This window comes from Streptomyces cacaoi (assembly GCF_006539165.1).
Classification (GTDB): Bacteria; Actinomycetota; Actinomycetes; order Streptomycetales; family Streptomycetaceae; genus Streptomyces; species Streptomyces cacaoi.
Genome location: NZ_BJMM01000005.1, coordinates 15,003 through 35,144 on the forward strand (window position 1 = coordinate 15,003; position 20,142 = coordinate 35,144).

General features: G+C 74.5%; 14 protein-coding genes. 8 read left to right on the forward strand and 6 right to left on the reverse strand.

The annotated features are described in order from the left end of the window. Positions 1-51 precede the first annotated feature (51 nt). Positions 52-888 carry an ABC transporter permease gene (locus SCA03_RS07380; RefSeq protein ID WP_030879797.1) on the reverse strand — a complete coding sequence of 279 codons (837 nt, stop codon included), beginning with the start codon at positions 886-888 and terminating at the stop codon, positions 52-54. After that, positions 885-1,907 (reverse strand): ATP-binding cassette domain-containing protein, encoded by a 1,023-nt coding sequence (locus SCA03_RS07385; protein WP_051845865.1) that lies wholly within the window; start codon positions 1,905-1,907, stop codon positions 885-887. The genes SCA03_RS07380 and SCA03_RS07385 overlap by 4 nt, the downstream gene beginning before the upstream one ends. Positions 1,908-2,730: 823 nt before the next feature. On the opposite strand from SCA03_RS07385, the gene SCA03_RS07390 reads away from it, so the two are divergent. The 4 genes from SCA03_RS07390 to SCA03_RS07405 all read left to right on the forward strand — a co-directional run bounded on the left by SCA03_RS07390 (position 2,731) and on the right by SCA03_RS07405 (position 12,986). After that, complete coding sequence (locus SCA03_RS07390; RefSeq protein ID WP_158102320.1) at positions 2,731-5,865, forward strand: helix-turn-helix transcriptional regulator; 3,135 nt, start codon at positions 2,731-2,733, stop codon at positions 5,863-5,865. Between the two features lie 60 nt (positions 5,866-5,925). Continuing rightward, positions 5,926-8,763 carry a helix-turn-helix transcriptional regulator gene (locus SCA03_RS07395; protein ID WP_086816520.1) on the forward strand — a complete coding sequence of 946 codons (2,838 nt, stop codon included), beginning with the start codon at positions 5,926-5,928 and terminating at the stop codon, positions 8,761-8,763. Beyond that, positions 8,741-11,599 carry an ATP-binding protein gene (locus SCA03_RS07400; protein ID WP_141275270.1) on the forward strand — a complete coding sequence of 953 codons (2,859 nt, stop codon included), beginning with the start codon at positions 8,741-8,743 and terminating at the stop codon, positions 11,597-11,599. The genes SCA03_RS07395 and SCA03_RS07400 overlap by 23 nt, the downstream gene beginning before the upstream one ends. An 802-nt stretch (positions 11,600-12,401) precedes the next feature. Beyond that, positions 12,402-12,986 (forward strand): LuxR C-terminal-related transcriptional regulator, encoded by a 585-nt coding sequence (locus tag SCA03_RS07405; RefSeq protein WP_030879784.1) that lies wholly within the window; start codon positions 12,402-12,404, stop codon positions 12,984-12,986. Between the two features lie 126 nt (positions 12,987-13,112). Here SCA03_RS07405 and SCA03_RS07410 read toward each other — a convergent pair whose 3' ends face one another. After that, a complete protein-coding gene (locus SCA03_RS07410; protein WP_086817245.1) occupies positions 13,113-14,027 on the reverse strand; it encodes a helix-turn-helix domain-containing protein in 915 nt (304 codons plus the stop codon). A 162-nt stretch (positions 14,028-14,189) separates the two neighbouring features. On the opposite strand from SCA03_RS07410, the gene SCA03_RS07415 reads away from it, so the two are divergent. Together SCA03_RS07415 and SCA03_RS07420 are read left to right on the forward strand one after the other, a co-directional pair. Then, entirely contained in the window at positions 14,190-14,786 is a 597-nt protein-coding gene (locus SCA03_RS07415; RefSeq protein ID WP_030879779.1) for a UbiX family flavin prenyltransferase, read from the forward strand. A 95-nt stretch (positions 14,787-14,881) separates the two neighbouring features. After that, positions 14,882-16,366, forward strand: coding sequence for a UbiD family decarboxylase (locus SCA03_RS07420; protein ID WP_086817243.1), 1,485 nt, complete (start codon positions 14,882-14,884; stop codon positions 16,364-16,366). Positions 16,367-16,382: 16 nt separating this feature from the next. Here the strand turns inward: SCA03_RS07420 and SCA03_RS07425 are convergent, their stop codons facing one another. Beyond that, on the reverse strand, positions 16,383-16,979 hold the full coding sequence (locus tag SCA03_RS07425) for a TetR/AcrR family transcriptional regulator (protein ID WP_086817240.1): 597 nt from the start codon (positions 16,977-16,979) through the stop codon (positions 16,383-16,385). Between the two features lie 181 nt (positions 16,980-17,160). Here SCA03_RS07425 and SCA03_RS07430 point away from each other — a divergent pair, with 181 nt between their 5' ends. Beyond that, a complete protein-coding gene (locus SCA03_RS07430; protein ID WP_086817238.1) occupies positions 17,161-18,147 on the forward strand; it encodes an alpha/beta hydrolase family protein in 987 nt (328 codons plus the stop codon). Positions 18,148-18,300: 153 nt separating this feature from the next. After that, positions 18,301-18,780 carry a nitroreductase family deazaflavin-dependent oxidoreductase gene (locus SCA03_RS07435; RefSeq protein ID WP_030879768.1) on the forward strand — a complete coding sequence of 160 codons (480 nt, stop codon included), beginning with the start codon at positions 18,301-18,303 and terminating at the stop codon, positions 18,778-18,780. Between the two features lie 68 nt (positions 18,781-18,848). On the opposite strand, the gene SCA03_RS07440 is transcribed toward SCA03_RS07435, so the two are convergent. Both SCA03_RS07440 and SCA03_RS07445 read right to left on the reverse strand, forming a co-directional pair. Beyond that, the gene (locus tag SCA03_RS07440) at positions 18,849-19,346 is read right to left on the reverse strand and encodes a GNAT family N-acetyltransferase (RefSeq protein WP_086817236.1); all 498 of its coding nucleotides are present in this window, start codon (positions 19,344-19,346) and stop codon (positions 18,849-18,851) included. Positions 19,347-19,421: 75 nt separating this feature from the next. Continuing rightward, positions 19,422-20,078 (reverse strand): maleylpyruvate isomerase N-terminal domain-containing protein, encoded by a 657-nt coding sequence (locus SCA03_RS07445; protein ID WP_086817234.1) that lies wholly within the window; start codon positions 20,076-20,078, stop codon positions 19,422-19,424. Positions 20,079-20,142: the final 64 nt, after the last annotated feature.

Here is a 20,142-nt window from a genome sequence, read left to right on the forward strand (position 1 = left end):
ACCGCCGCACCGGCCCGGGTGGACCGGGCCGGAAGCGGCGCGGCCCGCCGGTCAGTTCTGCAACGGCCGCCGGTAGCCGCGGACGGCCAGCACCCAGCCGACGGCGGCGAGGACGGCACCGAGCGCGAGCGCGGGCAGCGCCGAGCCCGAGCCGGGCAGCTCCAGGGCCAGCGCGCGGGTCGCGTCGATCGCGTAGGTGAGCGGGTTGAGCCGGGCGAGCGTGGCCAGCCAGTCCGGCAGATCGGCCAGCGGGATGTAGGCGCTGGAGATGAACATCATCGGCAGGACCGCGATGATGGCGAGGTTCTGGATCGGCTCGGCCCGCCGCAGCCAGGCGGCGGCCGCGATGAACAGCCAGCCCAGTGCCCAGCTCACGAACAGGGTCAGCGCGAGGGAGACCAGCAGGGGCAGCCCGCCTCCGCGAGGCTCGTGGCCCAGCAGCGTGATCGCCAGCAGCAGGATGACGGCGGCCTGGATGGTGCTGCGCACCACGGTGGTGAGGCTGCGCGCCACCAGCAGCGAGGCCGGCGAGACGGGAAGCGACCGCAGCCGCGCGACGAACCCGTTCTTGAGATCGTCCACCAGGCCCACCCCGGACTGCACGGCGGACTGGACCGCGTTGTCGACGAGGACGGCCGGCAGGATGTAGTCGAGGTACGTGATGCCGTGCGGGAAGTGCGGCGGCGTGCCCATCTTGCTGAACACCTGGGTCAGCATGAAGAGCGTCACCATCGGCTGGAGCAGCCCGAAGAGGATCACTCCCGGGTCGGTCGCCAGGGCCCGCAGCGAGCGGCCGGTGAGGATCCACACCTGCCCGAGGGGCGAACTGCCCTGCCCGAGCGGCGGTACGGGGGAGGAGGTGCGGGGCGGGCGGAGAGCCGTGGTCATGCGCGGGCTCCTTCGGGGCTGGAGGCGGCGGAGGACGGTCGGCGCAGCGCGCCGGTGTCCGCGGCGAGTGCGAGGTAGACGTCGTCCAACCCCGGTTCCCCGAAGGACAGTTCGGCGGCCTCGACGCCCACCTGGTCGAGGGCCCTGACCACGGCGGCGATGTCCCGCGAGGCGTCGATGGGCAGGACGAGCGTGTTCCGCTCGGCCCCGGACACCGGCTCGAAACCGGCGCGTGCCAGTGCGGCACCGGCCAGGGCCGGCTCGTCCTCGGGGTGGAGCACCACCGTGACGGTCCGCCGGCCGACCCGGGACTTCAGCTCGGCGGCGGTCCCCTCGGCGATCACCGCCCCGGCGGAGAGCACCGCGATGGAGTCCGCGAGCCGGTCGGCCTCGTCGAGGTACTGCGTGGTCAGCAGCACCGTGGCGCCCTGCGCGACGAGGTCCTCCACGATCTCCCACAGGTTGAGCCGACTGGCCGGGTCGAGGCCGGTCGTGGGCTCGTCGAGGAAGACGACCTCCGGGTGGCCGACCAGGCTCGCGGCGAGGTCGAGCCGTCTGCGCAGCCCGCCGGAGTAGGTCGCGGCCCGCCGTGCCGCCACGTGCTGGAGCCCGAACAGCTCCAGCAGTTCGTCCGCCCGGGCACGGGCGCCCCGGCGGCCCGCGCCGAGCAGCCGGGCCAGCAGCACCAGGTTCTCGCGCCCGCTGAGCCGTCCGTCGACGGAGGCGTACTGCCCCGTGAGCCCGATGCGCCGGCGCACCTGCCGGGCCTCGGCGGCGACATCGAAGCCGGCGACCAGTGCCCGGCCGCGGGAGGGCCGCAGCGCCGCCGACAGGATCCCCACCAGCGTCGTCTTCCCGGCGCCGTTGTGGCCGAGGAGCGCCAGCACCGAGCCCCGGCGTGCGGACAGCGTGACGGAGTCGAGGGCACGGACGGTACCGAACTCCATTCCGACACCGTGCGCTTCGATCATGTTCTCGCCGCCCGGCACCGGAGGGGGAGGTGCGGTGGATCCGGACATGGCTGTTCTCCCGTGGGTCGGTGTGGACGCCCCTGGCGCGGGGCCCGGTCCGGCGTGGACGTTCCGGCCCGGCGGCTCCCATGCTCGGGGCCGGTGCACCGGGGAAAGCCCTAGAGCTGCCGTCCGCACACGCCGACCGGGCACAACCCGGGCCCGCACACTCCGACTCCGGTCCCTTCGAACAGCATCGAAGAGCCGTTCCCCGCGCGTTCGGAAAAGCGTGCGAGAGCACGTGGTTTGCACGAGGAACGGTTCGGTTTCCGTTTCTGAACTTCGAGTGAATACCGAGTCGTCGCGGGGGTAGGAGAGCTTCTCAGGCCATGTGGCATTTCCCGCCGGGATTCCGCGCGGCGGGCGGTTCCCGCATCCGCAGCGGGCCCGGCGCCGGCCCGTCCGCCCCGTGGCCGGGGACCCGGCGCGCACCGCCGCACGGCGCCCGCGGGGGCACGGCCGAGGGGCGCGCCGGCGCGTGGCCGTGCTCCTCGCCCGCCCGGCCCGTCGGCGGGCGCGGTGGTTTCACAACGGTCATCCGGCGCTCCTGGGACGGGAGTTGCGGTGCGCTCCACCGTGATCTCATGTCCCGCACCGAGATTTCCTTAGTCTTCGCCCACGCGTGCCGGGCCGGGCCGCCGACCTCCGGGCGCTTCGGACGCGTCGGCACCACGCGGTCCGCCGCCCGGCCGACCGACTGGTACGGAAAGCCGGTGCTTTTCCCGGGGCCGATCCGGCGCACGGGTTCGGGTACGCTGCACCGAAGGCGGCAATTCACCTGCGTCGAAGGGGTGTTGCCGTAACCCGACGTGTGCCAACGCAAGGGGGGCGCGTGCGGAACCAAGAAAAACCGAGCCAAGGAATACGACTCGTACCGAACGGCGGGATATTCGGCCGTGACGAAGAGCTGAAAGCACTCGCCGCGGCCGCGGAGGCGGCCCGCCGGGGTACGGCCGGATGCGTGCTCGTGACCGGACCGGCCGGGCGGGGGAAGACCGCCGTCCTCCGCGCCCTGCTGCGCACCCCCGCATGCCGGGACGCGACGGTCCTCAACGGCCGCTGCCCCCGCGCGGACGGCGGAACGGAGCCGTACTCCGGACTGCGCGCACTGCTCAACTCCCCTGCGACAGCACGGCAGATGGACCGGCACCCGGCGCCCTGCGGCGGCATCGGCAGCACAGAGGACGGCCGAGAAGGCAGCCCAGGCCCAGGCCTCGGCGCCGACCCCACCGACGACGGCGGTTGTGGTGCGGGCGGAACCGGCACGGCGCTCCTGCCCGACCCGGCGGATGTCCAGCCGGTCGCCGCCCAGGCCACCTACTCCGTCTTCCGCGGCCTCCACCGGTACGCGCTGCGGCTGATGGCGGACCGGCCCCTGATCCTCGCGCTCGACGACGCCCACGACTGCGACGGGCACACGCTGCGTTGGCTCGGCTACCTGCTGGCCAGGGCGGCCGGACGGCCGCTGCTGGTGGTACTCGGCAGACGGACCGGCACCGCCACGGATGCTCCCGACGCCTGGGCGGACCTCGTCGGCCGGCCCACGGTCGGCGAACTGCCCCTCCAGCCGCTCGGTACCGGCCCCATCGGCGACCTCGCGCACCAGGTGTTCGGGACGCCCGTGCACCCGCCGTTCGCCGAGCGGATCACCGAACTCTCCGGCGGCAGCCCGGACACCGCCGCACGGCTGCTGCGCGCGCTGCACGGGCGGGGCGCCGCACCCGACGCCTCCGGTGCCCGCCTCGCCGAGGAACTGGGCGTCCGGCTGAAGGCCGAAGAGGTGCAGCGAGCGCTCGCCCACCAGCCCGCCCCCGTACGCCGGGTCGTGGTGGCCGCCGCGCTGCTGGGCGCCGCCTCCACCGAGCACGTCGCGGCGCTGGCGGGCGTCTCCAGGCCGGTGGTGGAGGAGGGCGTGGCCGTCCTGGAGGACGTGGGAGCGCTCTCACCGGAGGGCGACGGGCGGGTGTGCGAGGCCGTGCGGCCCGCCCTGCTCGACCCCCTGGGCGCGGCGCGGATCACCGAACTGCACGCCCGTGCCGCCCTGGTGCTCAGCGACGCGGGCTGCCCCGCCGAGCAGATCGCCCGGCATCTGGTCGAACTGCCCGGCCCCCCGGAGGCGTGGATGACCTCCGTACTGCGTGAGGCCGCGGCGCAGGCCGAACGCCGCGGTGCGTTCACGGTGGCGGCCCGCTGTCTGCGGCGCGTACTGGAGGCGGAGCCCCACGACGTCCGGATACGGCTGCGGCTCGCCCGCGCCGTCGCACCGTCCGACCCCGCGGCGGCCCTGCCGCTGTTCCGGGTGGCGCTGGCCGGCGCCGCCGACGTGACCGCCCGGGCGGTCACGGCCGTCGAATGCGCGATGGCGTCGCTCAACGTGCCGGTGCCGGAGCCCGGCCGGGAGCAGCTCGTCCAGGCACTGGAGGGCGCACGCGACGCCCTGCCGCGGGACACCGAGGCCGGCGTCCAGCTGCGCGCACAGGTCTCCGCTACGTTGCTGATCATGGGACGGCGCCCGTCGGAACCGGGCGCCGCCGGGCACCGGGACGGCCCCGTCGGCGCCCGGCTGTCGCTCTCCCCGCCGTCCCCGGCGTCCCCGCAGCCTTCGCCGTCCCCGACGTCCCCGCCGTCCCCACCGCTTTCGGAACCGTCGGTTTCCCGCATACCGCTGCCACCGCACCCGTCACCCGACGGTGCCGACACGCTGCGGACGCGGGCGCTCACCGCGCTGCGCGGTGCGCTCTCCGGCCGGTGCCGTGCCGCGGCGGTGGCGGACGCCCGCCATGTGCTGGATGCGGCGGGCCCCGAGCAGCCCGCCTGGCCGCTGCTGAACGCGGCCGTCACCTTCGCGCTCGCCGACGAGACCGAGGAGGCGCACACCGCGCTGGACCGTGTGCTGCACCGCGTGGCGGACGACCCGGCCGAGTGGACACGCGTGCGCACCCAGTCGGTGCGGGCCGCCGTCGTCCACCGCGACGGGGCCGTGCTCGACGCCGTCGCGACGGCCCGTGCGCTCATCGGGACGGCCGACGGCCCCGGCCGGGACAGCGGGCTGACGACGGCCCGTGCGGTGCTGGCGGCGGCGCTGGTCGACCGGGGCCGCCCGCAGCAGGCCGAGCAGGTCATCGACCGGATCGGCTCCCCGCAGCCGGCCGGCACCGCCCTGGAGCACCAGACCCACCTGCTGGCCAGGGCCCGCGTCCACGGGGCGGTGGGCGACAGCGCCGAGGCGCTGCGGCTGCTGCGCGAGTGCGGCCGGATCCAGGAGGCCGCCGGCTGGGCGAACCCGGTGTCCGTCCCGTGGTGGTCGGAGGCGTGCCTGATCCTGGCGGCCCTCCGACGGCCCGCCGAGGGCCGGGAACTCGCCGAGCTGGGCGCCGAGCGCGCGGAGCGCTGGGGAACCCCGCGCGCCCTGGGGCTGGCCGCGCTGGCCGGCGGTGTCCTCGGCCCCGGCCGGGCCGGACTCGATCTGCTCAGCGCGTCGGTGCACCACCTCTCCGGCTCTCCCGCGGTGCTCGAATGCGCCCGCGCCGAGTACGAACTCGGCTGGGCGCTGCTGCTGTACGGCGACGCGTCCGGCGGCCGGCGGTATCTGCGCCGGGCGGCCGGCCGGGCCGGCGGCTGCGGCGCGGTCGTCCTGGCCGGGGCCGCACGGCGGTTGCTGATCTCCGCCGGCGGGCGCATGGGCAACTCCGTGCCCTCACGCGTGGGCGGCATCCTCACGCCGACGGAGGCGAAGGTCGCCGGGATGGTGGTGGCCGGCGCCGCCAACCGGCAGATCGCACAGCGGCTGTTCGTCACGGTACGCACCGTCGAATCCCATCTGACGAGCGTCTACCGGAAGCTCGGCGTCAGCCGTCGCGACGGACTCGCCGTCGCGCTGCGCGCCGTGCGGGGCCGTACAGGTCACGAACTGCCGGACGAGGAGGGCCGGTTGAGGGAACCACGGGGAAACGTGCAGATGTCCTGACAGGGCAGGGGAGCACGTCGGAGCACAGGGCACTGGAGAGAAGGATCGGGTGACCGTCCGATGAGGGACTCGACGCGTTCCCCGCTGCCGCCCGGCCGTCCGCGGCCGGCGGACGGCGCACAGCTGCCGCACATCCACGCGCGTGAACGGGCCACGCTGGCCGGGGTGATCGACGGACTGGACGGCGCCGGCCCCGTGCTCGTCACGGTCTCCGGCCTGCACGGCACCGGCCAGCGGACGCTGGTGCGCTGGGCCGCGCACCGGGCACGCACGGCCGGCCTGCGCGTCCTGCACGCCCGCGCCCGACCGCCGGCACCGCCCGGCGCCGCCCGCCCGTACGGAGTGGTCGCACAGCTCCTCGCGCCCCTGCGGGCCCCCGGCGCCGACACCCGGCCGGCACCACCGGAGGGCGGCGGGCCGGGGACGGGAAACGGGCCGCACGGGGACCTGTCGCCGCTGCTGCGCCAGGCCCGCCGTGAGCCGACCGTGCTGGCCGTCGAGGACATGCACCGGCTCCCGGCCGGGGACCTCGACCGGCTCCAGGCGCTGCTACGACGGGCGGACGGAAGCCGACTGGCCCTGGTGTGCGGGGGCAGCGAGCAGGTCACGGCCGGTCCGGACTGGGCCGGGGTGCTCGCCTCGGCCGCCGGCCCCGCCGCCGTCCACGACCTCAGCCCCGAACAGCTGGACCAGGCCGGGACCGCCGCCGTGGTCGGCGCCGTCTGCGGGGCGCCCTTCGACGACCGGTTCGCCGCCGCGGCGCACGCCGTCAGCCGGGGCCGCACCTGTCTGCTGCTCGACATCCTCCGGCAGTTCGCGGGCCTGGGCCTGCGGCCGCTCACCGCGCACGTGCCCACGCTCCGCACCCTCGGCACCGCCGCACTCGGCGACCACCTGATCCGCGCCGCGCACGACCTGGGCACCGAAGTGACCGCGGTCGTACGGGCGTTGGCCGTCTGCGGTGAGCACCTGGACCCGAATCTCGTGTGCGCCCTCGCCGGCGCCCGGAACCTCAGCGAGCACCGGCTGGCCGCCGTCCTGGCACGGACCGCCGGCATCCGCGCACTGCCCGGCGGCCGGCTGACGGTCGAACCCGCCCTGCGCGCCCGGGTGCTGGAGGAGATGGCCGTGGACGAGCGCAGAGCGCTGCACGCCCGCGCGGCCGAACTCGCCCACCGGGCAGGGGCCGACGACGGCGCCGTGGCCGACCTGCTGCTCGGCGCCCACCCCGTTCGCGCGCCCTGGGCGGGGGAGACCCTGCGCCGCGCGGCCCGGCAGGCCGTGGGCGACGGGCTGCACGACCACGCCGTCACCCTGCTCTCCCGTGCGCAGCAGGACGGACACGACCGCGCCGGGGACCCGCTCGCCGGACTCGACCTCGCCGCCGCCCACCTCGTCGCCGAACCCGAGGCCGGCGTGCTGCGCATCGAGCGGACCCTGCGCGCGCCCGGCCCCTGCGCCCCGCGGGCGCACGCCGCCGACCTGGGGCTGACGGTCGGGAGCGGCGCGATGGTGTGCCGGGCGGTGGCCGGGGCCATGGCGGACCCGGGGGAGACCGGACGGGACGTCCTGCTCGCCCTGCTGTGGGCCGCCGACCCGACCGGTCAGGCCGAGCTGGGCGACCCGGTGCCCGCCGCGGCGGCGCCGCTGCCCCGGAACCCGGTGTCGCCCGCCCAAGCAGCCGTGCGTGCCTGGCAGTTGGCCCTGCACGGCGAGGACCTCGACACCTGTGTACGGCTCGCCCGCGCGGCACTGGCGCACGGTCACGGGACGCGCACCCCGCTCGTCCAACCGGTCCTGGCGGCCTGCCGGGCCCTGTGCGCCGCGGGCCTGCCGGACGAGGCCGAGGCCGGGCTCGACGGGCTGCTCGCCGTGCTGCGGGGCAGCCATCTGACGCTGGCCGCACCCGAGATCCACGCCCTGCGCGGCGAGGTCCAGCTGCGCGCCGGGCGGCTCGCCGCTGCGGCCCGCGACCTGCACGCGGCCGAACAGGCGCTGGCGCCGCTCGGCCGCTCCGCCGCGGCGCTGCCGTATGTTCAGGCCGTCGGGATCCTCGTGGAGAGCGAGAGCGGCCGCGGCGAGCAGGCCCGCATCCGGGCGGGCACCCCGATACCGTCCGCAGCGCGCAACAGCGAGCACTGGCCGCATCTGCTGTTCGCGCGGGGCGTGGTGGCGCTGCGCGAGGGCCGGCCGGCGGAGGCACGCGACCAACTGTGGGAGTGCGGCCGCCGGCTGATGAGCCGCCACCGCGTCAACCCGGCCATCCTCCCGTGGCGTTCGCTCGCGGCGCTGGCCTGCCACGGCGTCGGCGCGCTCGAAGAGGCCCGGCGGCTCAGCGAACAGGAGGTCGCGCTCGCCCGGCGCTGGAACGCGGGCGGCAGCCTCGCCTGGGCACGGGTGAGCGCCGCGCTGGTGGACCCGCAGCAGGACCGGCTGGCACTCGTCCGCTCCGCCCTGGCCGAGGCCGACGGCGGGCCGGCCGGCCCCGAGTACGTGCGGGTGCTGGCCGAATCGGCCGCCGCCGAGATGACGGAGGACGGCGGCGACCGGCGGGTGGCGGCGGGCTCGCTCGCCGAACTGGGCCGGCTCACCGCCCTGCACCCGGCCGCTCCGATGGCGGTCAGGGCCCGCGTGCTCGCCCGGGCCGGCCGGCCCGGCACCGCGCCGGTCCCCGGCTGGGAGGCGCTCTCCCCGGCCGAGGAGCAGACCGCGCTCCTGGCGGGCCGGGGGCGCAGCAACCGGGACATCGCCGCCGCACTGCGGATCTCCAGCCGCGCCGTGGAACTCCGCCTCACGCGGGTCTACCACAAGCTGCGCATCGACGGACGACGTGAACTGCGGGCCCTGGTCCGCGAAATGGGAGGGCACCGCAACGATGCTGCTCGAACGGGACGCTGAGTTCGCGACGGTACGGGAGGCCCTGCGTGCCGCGGGGGAGGGGCAGTCGTCGCAGCTCCTGCTGGCCGGGCCGCTCGGCACCGGCCGCTCGTCCCTCCTGCGGGAACTGCCGGGCTGCGCCGACCCGGGAACCGTGTACGTGCTGCGGGCCAACGCCGCCCCCGCGGAGCGGGACTTCCCGTTCGGTGTGGTGCGTCAGCTCTTCGACAGCCTGTCCGTCACGGGTCCCCGGCGGGCCGGAACAGACGCGCCGCAGGCCGCAGAAGCCGCACTGCGGGTGCTCGACGACGTCGCGCCGGACACCGGCCCGCCCACCGACCGCGCCCTCGACGAACTGCGCACGCTGCTCGCCGGGCTCTGCACCGCCCACCCCGTGCTCCTCCTCGTCGACGACCTCCAGTGGGCGGACACCTGGTCCCTGCGCTGGCTCGCCCACCTCGCCTCCCGCCGGGACGGGCTGCGCCTGCTCGTGGTGTGCACCCTGCGGGACGGCGACCCCGGCTCCGGCGATCCTTTGGTGCAGGAGGTGGCGGCCGAATCGTCCCAGGTGCTGCGGCCCGCGCCGCTGTCGCTGCCGGCCACCGAGGAACTCGTCCGCGTACATCTGGGCGAGTCGCCCGCGCCGGAGTTCGCCCGCACCTGCTACCGCAGTTCCCGGGGCAACCCGCTCCACCTGGAGTCCGTTCTGCGAGGGCTCGCGACCACCGGCTGCCGCCCGCTGGCCGCGAACGCCGCCCTCGTCCGCACACTGTGTCCGCCGCACCTGCGTGAGCGCATCCTGGGCTGTCTGCTCAGCCAGCCGAAGCCGATACGGGACGTGGCGGCGGCGATCGCCGTCCTCGGGGAGCAGAGCGATCCCGAACCGGTCGGCCGGCTCGCGGGCCTCGACGACGTCGGCTTCGCCGCCGCCCTGCGCTCCCTGCGCCGGCTCGGGCTGCTGGCCGGGGCCACCCGGGCTCGCTTCCCGCACCGGGTCGTACGCGACGCGGTCGTCAGCTCGATGAGCGCGGCCGAGCGGCAGCGCCTGCACGAGGAGGCGGCCGGTCTCCTGTACGCGGACGGGCACCCGGCCGAGCAGGTGGCGGCCCAGCTCATGGCGCTCCCGGCCGCCCGGTACCCCTGGTCCGCCGCGGTGTTGCGCAGCGCGGCGGACACCGCGCTGCGCAGGGGCGCGCCCGAGCAGGCCGTCCGCTGGCTGCGCCGGGCGCTGCTCGACGCCGTCGACCAGGACGGGGACCGAGCGAGCCTGCTGGTCGAACTCGCCGCGGCGGAACGCGCCGTGGACCCCGCTGCGGCCGAACTCCACGTCGCCCAGGCGCTTCCCCTGCTGCCCTCGGCCCGGGACCGGGCAGCGGCCGTACTGCGGCTCGCACCCCGGGTGACGACCCCGCTGACCCCTTCGGTGCTCGACCTGTTGCAGCGGGTCGGGGCCGAACTCGGCGGTTCCGGTACCGGTGGCGACCGTGCCGCGGGGGCCGGGGAGTTCGGGGAGGCCGGGGGAGCCGGGGAGGCCGGGGAGGCCGGGGAAGCCGGCGAAGAGGCCCTGCGGGTGGAGGCCCGTCTGCGGTACGCGCAGTGCGAGGACCACGCCCAACTGGTCCGCTCCGCCGCCCGGTTGCGGGAGCTGGAGCCGGCCGGGCCGGACGTGGCCTTCCGCTCGCGCGGCGGACGCGAGCTGCGCGCGGTGCTGCTGCTCGCCGCGATGCTCGGCGCCGAAGGAGAAGCGGAGCAGATCGCGCGGCAGGCGGGAGCCTTGCTCGAATGGGAACCGGCCACCGCGCCCGGACGGCAGACGGTGGCCCCGCTGCTGCTGTTCGCGCTCGTGGGCGCCGACGCCGTGCGGACGGCCGAATCCTGGCTCAACGCCGCGGAGCGCGACCACGGCCGGCGGACACCGGCCGATGCGCTGGGCCATGAGCAGCGCGCACTCGTGCACGTCGCACGCGGACGGCTCTCCCAGGCCCGCACACACGCGGAACAGCTCCTTCAGCAGCCGGCCGGTGACTGGGAGAGCCGCTGCTTCTCCCTGAGCGTGCTGGCCGCGCTGGCGCTGTCGGCCGGCGACCGGCACCTGGGGGCCCAGGTGGTGTCCGAGGCGAGCAGTGCGCTGACCGGTCTGCTCCCGACCGCCATCTTCGGGCTGCTGGGAACGCTGGAGCAGACCCACGAGGGCGAGACCGCCAAGGCCCTGGAAACCGCACTGGACTGCGGCCGTCAGCTGGAGGCCGCGGGGTGGCGCAACCCCGTGTTCTTCCCCTGGCGACCCTGGGCGGTCAGCCTCTCCCATCGGCTGGGTGACCGGCATCTGGCGGTGACCCTCGCGGCGGAGGAGTACGCACGGGCGACGGAGTGGGGGGCTCCGGTGGCCATCGGCCGGGCACTGCGGCTGCGGGCCAGGACCGACGAGGAGGGGCGGGGCACGGAACTGCTCCGCGAGGCCGTCGAGGTGCTCCGCGACTCCGTCAACGAGCTGGAGCTGTACCGGGCCATGCGCGATCTCGGGCGCAGCCTGGCCGCCGGGCCGGAAGCGGAACGGGTGCTCCGGGAGGCCGGTGAACTGGCCGTGTCCTGCGGCGTTCCCTGGCCGGCCGGTGCGTCGGCCGCCGGGTCCAGGGGGCCCTCGGGCCGTCTCGACGGCGGGCTGACCCCCTCGGAGAGCCGGGTGGCATCGCTGGCTGTCAGCGGGCTCACCAACCAGGAAATCGCAGTCGAACTCCGGGTGAGCGCACGGGCCGTGGAAAAGCACCTGACGAATTCTTATCGAAAACTCGGTATTTCCGGCCGACGTGAACTGGCCGCGGTGCTCCACGAAATGGGGACAGATGTTCCCGGGTGACCCCGTCCCAGCTCCGCCGCCCGGACCCCGTACACCCCCGTACCGTCGGCTCAGGTGAGCCCCAACTACGGCCGTGCCGCCCCCTGTTCACGTGCTGACCTGCAACGATGCGACCGTACCGAATCATGGCCGCAGGGGGTGGGGTGCGGACCGAACCTCTCCCCCGAGCCCCCACAGAATCGGTGTCGGAAGACCGTTCGTCGTTGACCAGCCCACTTTCGAATCATAGGGTTTAATTCTCGCCTCGGCGATGAGCTGCACGGTAGTTGGAGCAGGCAACGAGATGCTTTCTTCGGCATCCGTAGCGGCTGCGCGAAGGGGGGAATCCGCAACGGGGTGCCATGCATGCGCGGAGACGAGCCGGCGCCGGATTCCCCGCCGTTCGCACAGCCGTCCGCCGGAATCCCGGCAGGGCAGCGAACCCGGCGGTGCACGTCCGCTCCCACGAGCAGCAGAACACGGCCGGTCCCACCCGTCACGAACAAGAAGCAGCAAGAAATTCAAGAAGACGTAAGAAGACGAAGCACACGAGTAACACCGAGCCGCGGAAGCGTTGTCGGATGTGCAAAGGGTGCGTGCTTACGGGGAGCGCGCGTCCGGTCCGAGAACGCCCACCGACGGCTGGAAATCCTGACCCCCGACCGCATGAAGGGTCATCATGCCGCAGGCCATCACCACGTCCCCTGAACCAAGTGCTCGCGCTGCGTCCCCGGTCGATGCCGGAAGAGCCACCCTGCGCGAGTTCGCACTCGACGGCAACGCCTCGTCATCCGTCGAAGCAGCAGGTCACAACGGCCTCAACATGGCCCGGCTGGATCACGCGCTGACCATCCAGCAGGCCAACGACGAATTCTTCCAGCAGTTCGGAGCATCCTCGTCGGAACTGTGCGGCCGCACATTCTGCGACCTGGTGCACCCCAGTGTGCAGCAGCCGCTGCTCCGCCAGTTCTCCGGACTTCTCGAAGGCAGGCGGGACCGGTTCGCCACCGACGTCATAGCCGTCGGCCGGGACGATGCGGCATTCGCCTCGCCCCTCACGGCAGTCGTCGTTCGCGGCGGACTGCCCGACGAGTCGTCGATCCTGGTGATGATGCCGACCGTGCGGGAGGACTCCGCGGATTCCGAAGTCGTCGGCGGACGTACGAAGAAGTTCATCAGCCCCATCGACGCCCGCATTCTCGAAGGCATCGCGGCCGGGGTCTCCACGATTCCGCTGGCCTCACGGCTGTATCTGAGCCGGCAGGGCGTCGAATACCACGTCACCTGTCTCCTGCGGAAGCTGCGCGTGCCCAACCGCGCGGCCCTGGTCTCCCGTGCCTACTCCATGGGCGTGCTCAAGGTGGGGGTCTGGCCCCCGAAGGTGGTCCAGGACTTCATCAAGGAGTGAGGCCGCGGCCACCGCGGCAGTCCGCTCACCGAGGAGGCCCCGGCCTTCCCGGCGCCACCTCCTGCCCGGTCCGTCCCTCGGGGCCGCTCCCCGTGGGACGGACCGGGCGGTGCGTCGGCAGGCCGTTCACTCCCCGTGGGCGCGCGCCCGGCGCCGGAAGCCGGCCGGGGTCTCACCGGTGCGGTGGCGGAAGAAGCGGGTGAAGACGGTGGTGCCGGTGAAGCCCAGCCGGTCGCCCACCGCACCGGCGGACAGCTCCGTGTGCAGCAGCAGCCGCTTGGCCTCCAGCACCAGCCGGTCGTCGATGACGGCCTTCGCACCGCGCCCGACAGCGGCGTTGCTGGCCCGGGTGAGCGAGCGGACGCTGTAGCCGAGCCGGGCGGCGTAGTCCTCCACGCGGTGGCTGCGGGTGAACCCCTGCTCCACGGCGGCCTGGAAGCGGCGGAACGTCTCGTCGCCCGCGGCCCGTCTGCGCTGCCCGCCTGGCAGATGCGACAGCCGCAGCACGAGCACGGCCAACAGGTGCCGGACGACCTCCACATGGGTCTCCAGCGGCAGATCCCGCAGCCGGTGGTACTCGCTCTCCAGCAGCTCCAGCGTCCCCTCGACCGGGGCCCGGGCCTCGGGCACGGGCGTCAGCGGCAGCCGCCAGGCCCGCCGGTCGAGCCGTGCCTCAGCGACGGTGGCGGCGTCCAGCAGGCTCGCCTGGAAGAGGATCACGGTCGCGGCCACCTCGTCCGGTGCTGTCGCGTCCACGGGGGCAGCGGTGCCTCGGAGCCGGAAGACCTGCCCCGGCCGCACCCACAGCCAACTGCCCTCCGTCACCGTGCAGTCGGTGAGGTCCACCGCGCACGGGACGCTTCCCCGGCGCACGGTGAGCAGCAGATGGAAACCCGGCCTGACCCGGTCGCCCGCCTCCGCGCCGAGCCGACGCAGCCGTGCGACGAGGCCCGCGATGTCGGTGACCTCCACCCCGGGCGGTCCGCCGGGCGTGGCCGGGAACGGGAACTCCACCACCTCGGGCTGTCCGATTCTGCTCATGATGTGCCCGAGACTATCGCCTCACCTGCCCCGGACCCACCTAGCGTGAGCTGGGAGGCAGGGGAGAGCCCGGGGGTGCTGACCGGGTGTGCGTATGCCCCTGCTTCCGACCGCTCCTGCACAGGGCGGTACCGGCCCGTACGGCTCAAGGAGGCACCGCACATGCGGATGATCGTGGGAATGACCGGTGCGACCGGAGCCGTGCTCGGCGTGCGGCTGCTGGAGCATCTCGCCGCCGATCCGGAGGTGGAGACCCATCTGGTGATCAGCCGGTGGGCCCGGGCCACCGTCGAGCTGGAGACGGGCCGTTCGGTGCGCGACCTCACCGGCCTCGCGGACGCCGTGCACGGCCCGGAGGACCAGGGCGCGGCCGTCTCGTCCGGGTCGTTCCGCACCGACGGCATGGTGATCGTGCCGTGCAGCATGAAGACCCTGGCCGGTATCCGCACCGGATACGCGGAGGGGCTCGTGGCCCGGGCCGCCGACGTCACGCTCAAGGAGCACAGACCGCTGGTCCTCGTGCCGCGGGAGACCCCGCTCAGCCCGGTCCATCTGGAGAACATGCTGGACCTGGCCCGTATGGGCGTGCGGATCGTGCCCCCGATGCCGGCCTTCTACCACCGTCCCCGCACCGTCGAGGACATCGTCGAGCACCTCGTCGTCCGCATCCTCGACCAGTTCGGCCTGGAGCCCGCCGGCGCCCGCCGCTGGTCCGGGATGCGCGCCGCCCGCGCCGGCTGCGCCGACCGGGACACCTGAACGCGACACCTGAAGCGGTGCCGGGCGAGCCCGGCACCGCGGACGCCGGCCGCCGCCGGCCCACCCGTCACCCCTCAAGGAAAGAGAGCACACCCATGCCCGCTCCCGCCCTGGACTTCCGCGCCTTCCTCGGCAAACTCCTCGCCGACGGCGACGCGGTGACGATCGAGCAGACCGTCGACCCGCACCTCGAAGTGGGCGCCGTGACCCGGCGTGCCTACGAGACCCGCGCCCCGGCACCCCTGTTCGCCGCACCGGCCGGTGCCGCGCCGGGCTTCCGGATCCTCGGCGCACCCGCCGGTCTCGGCAGCACCCCGGAGGGGGAGTACGGCAGGCTCGCCGCGCACCTCGGCCTGCCGCGTTCCGCCCGGCCCCGGCAGATCCTGGAGCACCTCGTCCGCGCGATGCACGCACCGCCGGTGGAGCCCGTCCTCGTCGCCGAGGGCCCCTGCCAGGAGGAGGTGTGGACCGGGGACGACGTCGATCTGGAGCGCTTCCCGGTGCCGCTGCTGCACCAGGAGGACGGCGGACGCTACCTCGGTACCTACGGCTTCCACATCGTGCAGAGCCCGGACGGCACGTGGACCAGCTGGTCGGTGGCCCGCACCATGCTGCGCGACCGGAACACGCTGACCGGCCCGGCGATGCCGCAGCAGCACATCGGGATGATCCGCGAGATGTGGAGCAGGCGCGGCGAGCACACCCCGTGGGCCATGGTCCTGGGCGCGCCTCCCGCCGCGCTGGCCGCCGCCGGGATGCCCCTGCCCGCGCAGGTGAACGAGGACGGCTACGTCGGTGCCCTCGCCGGCGCCCCGGTCGAGGTGGTGCCCGCGCACACCAACGGCCTGCACGTTCCGGCGCACGCTGAGATCGTGCTGGAGGGATACCTCAGCCGCGACGAGACCGCGGGCGAGGGCCCGATGGGGGAGTACCACGGCTACGCCTTCCCCGAGGGCAAGCAGCAGCCCGTCTTCCACGTCGAGGCGGTCACCCACCGCCGCGACCCCGTCCTGCCGGTCTGCGCCGCGGGCGTCCCGCCGGAGGAGAACCACACCATCTGGGGCACGATGATCTCCGCCTCGGCTCTGGACCTGCTGCGGAGCGCGGGGCTGCCCGTCGATCTGGCCTGGTGCTCCTACGAGGCGGCCACCTGCTGGATCGTCGTCTCCGTCGACCGGGCCCGCCGGACGGCCGAGGGCTGGAGCGAGGCGCGGCTCGTCGAGGCGGTGGCAGACGTGCTCTTCTCCTCGCACGCGGGCTGGCTCGTCCCCAAGGTGATCCTGGTGGACGACGACATCGACGTGACCGACATCGGCCAGGTGGCCTGGGCCCTGGCCACCCGCTGCCACCCCGGCACCGGGCACCACAGCTTCCCGCAGGCCCCGGGCATCCCGATGGTCCCCTACCTCACTCCCGAGGAGGCGCGGGCGGCCCGGGGCGGCAAGTCCGTGACGAGCTGCCTGCTGCCCGAGGACTTCCGCGGCACGACGGCCTCGTTCCGCGGCTCCTACCCCGAGCAGCTCCAGCAGCACGTCCTCGCCAACTGGTCCCGCTACGGCTACGGCGGCGCCACGGCGTGAGCCGCCCGGCCGGCCCTCACGCCGTGGCGCCGGCGCGGAGACCGTCGACGAGGATCCCGGCCAGCCGGTGCGCGTCGTAGCGCGGCTGTTTCCCGGCGACCGCGCAGAGCCCTCCGACGGCGAGCATCAGCTCGTGGGCGCCCGTGTCCGTTCGGATCTCGCCCGCCTCGGCCGCGGCGTCGAGCAGCCGGGTGCACACGGGCACGAGCTGTTCGAGGAAGTAGGCGTGCAGGGGGTCGAAGCAGGGCTCGTCGGACTGGAGCACCCGGGCGAGCCCCTGCTTGGTGGTGACGAAGTCGACGAAGAGCGCGATCCACCGCGCCAGTGCGGCGTGCGGCCCGGCCTCGGTCACCAGCAGGGCCGGGCCGGCCTCGGCGAGGGCCTCCACCTGGTGCCGGTAGACGGCGACGATGAGGTCGGCCCGGGTGGGGAAGTGCCGGTAGATCGTGGCCGTTCCGACCCCCGCCTCGGCCGCGATCTCCCGGATCGGCGCCTCCACGCCCGAGGTGACGAAGACGGCGGCGGCCGCGTCGAGCAGGGCCTTCTCGTTCCGCCGTGCGTCCGCCCGCTTGGGCCTGGCCGCCTGCCCGGTGCCCTGTCCGCTGCCGCTCACCGCATGGTCCCTTCGCTGCCGATGTGCAAACGGGACGGTGTCCCGTATATTCGAACCGGGACACCGTCCCGTTTACTGCCTCCATGGTGGCAGACAGGGCTGCCCGCAGCCACACCGCATGTCGGCATGCCCGCATGCCCGCGCCACCCGCACCGCGGAACCACCGCAGGGAAGAGTTCTCATGAGCGCATCAGGCACGACAGACGCACCGTCCACGTCGGGCGCACCGGGCACCTCGGATGTGCCGGCGACCGTCCCGGGCGTCCGGCCCGCCCCCGTCGTCTCGGTGAAACCCGTGGTGCTGGATGCACCGGGCCGCGGCGAGGACCTGCGGGTGAGGGTGTCGGCACCGGCGACGGGCAGCGAACTGCCCGTCGTCCTCTTCTCGCACGGGCACGGCTCGTCGTTGGAGGGCTACGGCCCGCTCACCGACTTCCTCGCCGCACACGGCTTCGTGGTCGTCCAGCCCACCCACCTCGACTCCCGGACCGTGGGCCTCGCCGAGGACGACCCCCGCACGCCCAGGATCTGGCGCATACGCGTCGAGGACATGAAGCGCGTACTCGACCGGCTCGACGAGGTGACGGCCGCCGTGCCCGGCCTCGGCGGACGGCTCGACCGCGACCGCATCGCCGCGGCCGGGCACTCCTTCGGCGGCCAGACCGTGGGCAACCTGCTGGGCCTGCGCGTCCTCGACCCGGTGACCGGCACCGGCGAGGACCTGTCCGATCCGCGGATCTCGGCGGGCGTGCTGCTGGCGACGGCCGGGAAGGGCGGGGCGGATCTGACGCCCTACGCCGCCGAGCACTTCCCCTACATGAACGCGGACTTCACGCGGATGGCCACCCGGTCCCTCGTGGTCGCCGGGGACCGGGACGCCCTGCCGTTCACCCACAGGGGCCCGGAGTGGCTCACCGACCCCTACCATCTGAGCCCCGGCGCCGAGGGCCTGCTCACCCTGTCCGGCGCGGAGCACTCGCTGGGCGGGATCACCGGCTACGACTCCCGGGAGACGACGGACGAGAACCCCGAACGCCTCGCGCTGGTCCAGCGGTCCACCTGGGCCTACCTCCGCCACGCGCTGGGCGTCGAGGACGACTCCTGGAGCGCGGTGCGGCGTGAACTGGCCGGGAGCGCCGCGCCGTTGGGCCGGCTCGAAACGCGGTGACGGCTCGCACGGGACCGCGGTCACGGCCCGCACGGGACCGGTGCGGTGTGCGAGACGGCGGAGGAACCGGGGAAGGATCAGGCACGTCCGGTGCGTTGCACACCCGAGGACTCAACGTGGGCCCAGGGCCCGACATCACGGAAGGTGGACGGTATGCCGCTCAAGGGCGAGTACGAGCCCAGCACCAACAAGGCGGTACGTGACCAGGTGGAGCTGTACGAGAGCTCCGGAGGTACGGAGGGGACGACGCTGCGCAGCCTGATCGGCGATCAGGACGAGAAGCGGCGGGATCTGCCGGTCGTCGTCCTGACGACGCTCGGCGCGAAGAGCGGCAAGCTGCGCAAGACCCCGCTCATGCGGGTGGAGCACGACGGCGCCTACGCCGTGGTGGCCTCCCTGGGCGGCGCCCCCAAGCACCCCGTCTGGTACCACAACGTGGTGGCCGACCCCCGGGTCGAGCTCCAGGACGGCCCGGTGCGCCAGGACATGGTGGCGCGCGAGGTGACGGGCGAGGAGAAGGCCGCCTGGTGGGCCCGCGCCGTCGAGGCGTTCCCCGACTACACCGACTACCAGAAGAAGACGGACCGCGAGATCCCCGTCTTCGTGCTGGAGCCGGCGCCCCGGGAGCACTGACGGCGCACCCCGGCCGGGCGGGGCCGCGGTCGAGAGGCCGCAGCCCCGCCCGCAAGGGCCGGCGCCGCTCAGCCCCGCGTGGTGAACGAGATCCACACATCGGGCGGCAGGTCCGGCCGGTGCGGCACCGGCCGCCGCTCCTCGGCCCAGCCGTCCCCGGCGATGTCGGTGGCGACGCGCCGCCAGAAGGCCACAGCGGACGGGTTGGCGTCCTGGAACGCGACCTCCCACCGCCCTGGATGACGGGCCACCACCCGGGGCACGGCCGCGCGGCCGACGCCCGCCCGCCGCACCCCGCGTACGACGAAGAAGCTGTTGAGCACCCGCGTGGGCCCGCGCAGGCCCCGCACGAGGGCGAAACCGGCCGGGAACCGGCCGTCCGTCAGCAGATAGGCGGCCCAGTCGGAGTCGGTGAGCGCCTTGTGCAGCCGCTCGCTGCGGAAGGCGCCGTCGGGTCCGGGCAGGGACGCGTCGAACTCCGACAGATCGTGCCGGAACATCAGCCACAGGCGTTCGAGCGCCGGTCCGTCCGCGCTGCCTGCCGGACGCACGGTCACAGGGGGCATCGCGCCCCTCCTCTTTCGTCACGGGCCGGCGGGGCCCCGCGGCCGACGGGTGGCGTGCCGGCCGACGGCATCGGGTCAGCCGAGATACAGCGGGAACTTCCCTGCCGCGGCGCCCAGTTGTGCCGTCTCGGCGGCGGTGGGCGCGCGTCGGCCGGTGCCGATCAGCAAGGCGTCCTCGTCCGGGAAGGCGGCGGGGAACGCCGCCCCCGCTATCCGCTCCAGCATCCGCCGGGTGTGCGCGAGCCCCGCCGCGGGCGGCCCGGCCGCGTCCGGCAGATGGGCCACCAGGTCGAGGTGGTGCAGCGTCCACTCCAGGACGTACGCGGAGAGGTAGTCGCCCGCTGTGAGCACCTTGTCCTGGGTGGCGACCCGCAGGTCCGGGTCGGCGAGCCGCGCGGCGCGGCCGGCGGCGGAACCGACGTCGTCGAGGTGGAACGTCAGCAGCCGGGGGTCCTCGTACGCGGCGGCCAGCCGGACGATCAGCGCGTCGAGCGGGTCCGTGCCCGTCGGCGGCGCCTGGGCGACATCCCAGTACGTCGCCGCGTCACAGGTCGGTTCCGCGTCGGCGGGTGTGGCGAGGGTGATCAGAACGTCCTGGGCGTCGATGACGAGATGGCACGCCAGATCCCGGACGAGCCAGCCGGTGCAGCCGGAGGGGCGGGCGAAGTCCTCGTCCGGCAGGCCGGTGACCGCCGAACGCAGCGCTGTCCAGGTCGATGAGAAGAGATCCACCTCGGCACGCTAGTGCGGACCGGCGCGGGCCGACAACCGCGTTCGTCCGGCCGGGGCATCCGCG

Excerpts from the sequence above, each read along its gene's own strand:
- SCA03_RS07380 (WP_030879797.1), bottom strand. The coding sequence starts at position 888 with ATGACCACGGCTCTCCGCCCGCCCCGCACCTCCTCCCCCGTACCGCCG.
- SCA03_RS07385 (WP_051845865.1), bottom strand. The coding sequence starts at position 1,907 with ATGTCCGGATCCACCGCACCTCCCCCTCCGGTGCCGGGCGGCGAGAAC.
- SCA03_RS07395 (WP_086816520.1), top strand. The coding sequence starts at position 5,926 with ATGAGGGACTCGACGCGTTCCCCGCTGCCGCCCGGCCGTCCGCGGCCG.
- SCA03_RS07400 (WP_141275270.1), top strand. The coding sequence starts at position 8,741 with ATGCTGCTCGAACGGGACGCTGAGTTCGCGACGGTACGGGAGGCCCTG.
- SCA03_RS07405 (WP_030879784.1), top strand. The coding sequence starts at position 12,402 with ATGGCCCGGCTGGATCACGCGCTGACCATCCAGCAGGCCAACGACGAA.
- SCA03_RS07410 (WP_086817245.1), bottom strand. The coding sequence starts at position 14,027 with ATGAGCAGAATCGGACAGCCCGAGGTGGTGGAGTTCCCGTTCCCGGCC.
- SCA03_RS07415 (WP_030879779.1), top strand. The coding sequence starts at position 14,190 with ATGCGGATGATCGTGGGAATGACCGGTGCGACCGGAGCCGTGCTCGGC.
- SCA03_RS07420 (WP_086817243.1), top strand. The coding sequence starts at position 14,882 with ATGCCCGCTCCCGCCCTGGACTTCCGCGCCTTCCTCGGCAAACTCCTC.
- SCA03_RS07430 (WP_086817238.1), top strand. The coding sequence starts at position 17,161 with ATGAGCGCATCAGGCACGACAGACGCACCGTCCACGTCGGGCGCACCG.
- SCA03_RS07435 (WP_030879768.1), top strand. The coding sequence starts at position 18,301 with ATGCCGCTCAAGGGCGAGTACGAGCCCAGCACCAACAAGGCGGTACGT.
- SCA03_RS07440 (WP_086817236.1), bottom strand. The coding sequence starts at position 19,346 with ATGCCCCCTGTGACCGTGCGTCCGGCAGGCAGCGCGGACGGACCGGCG.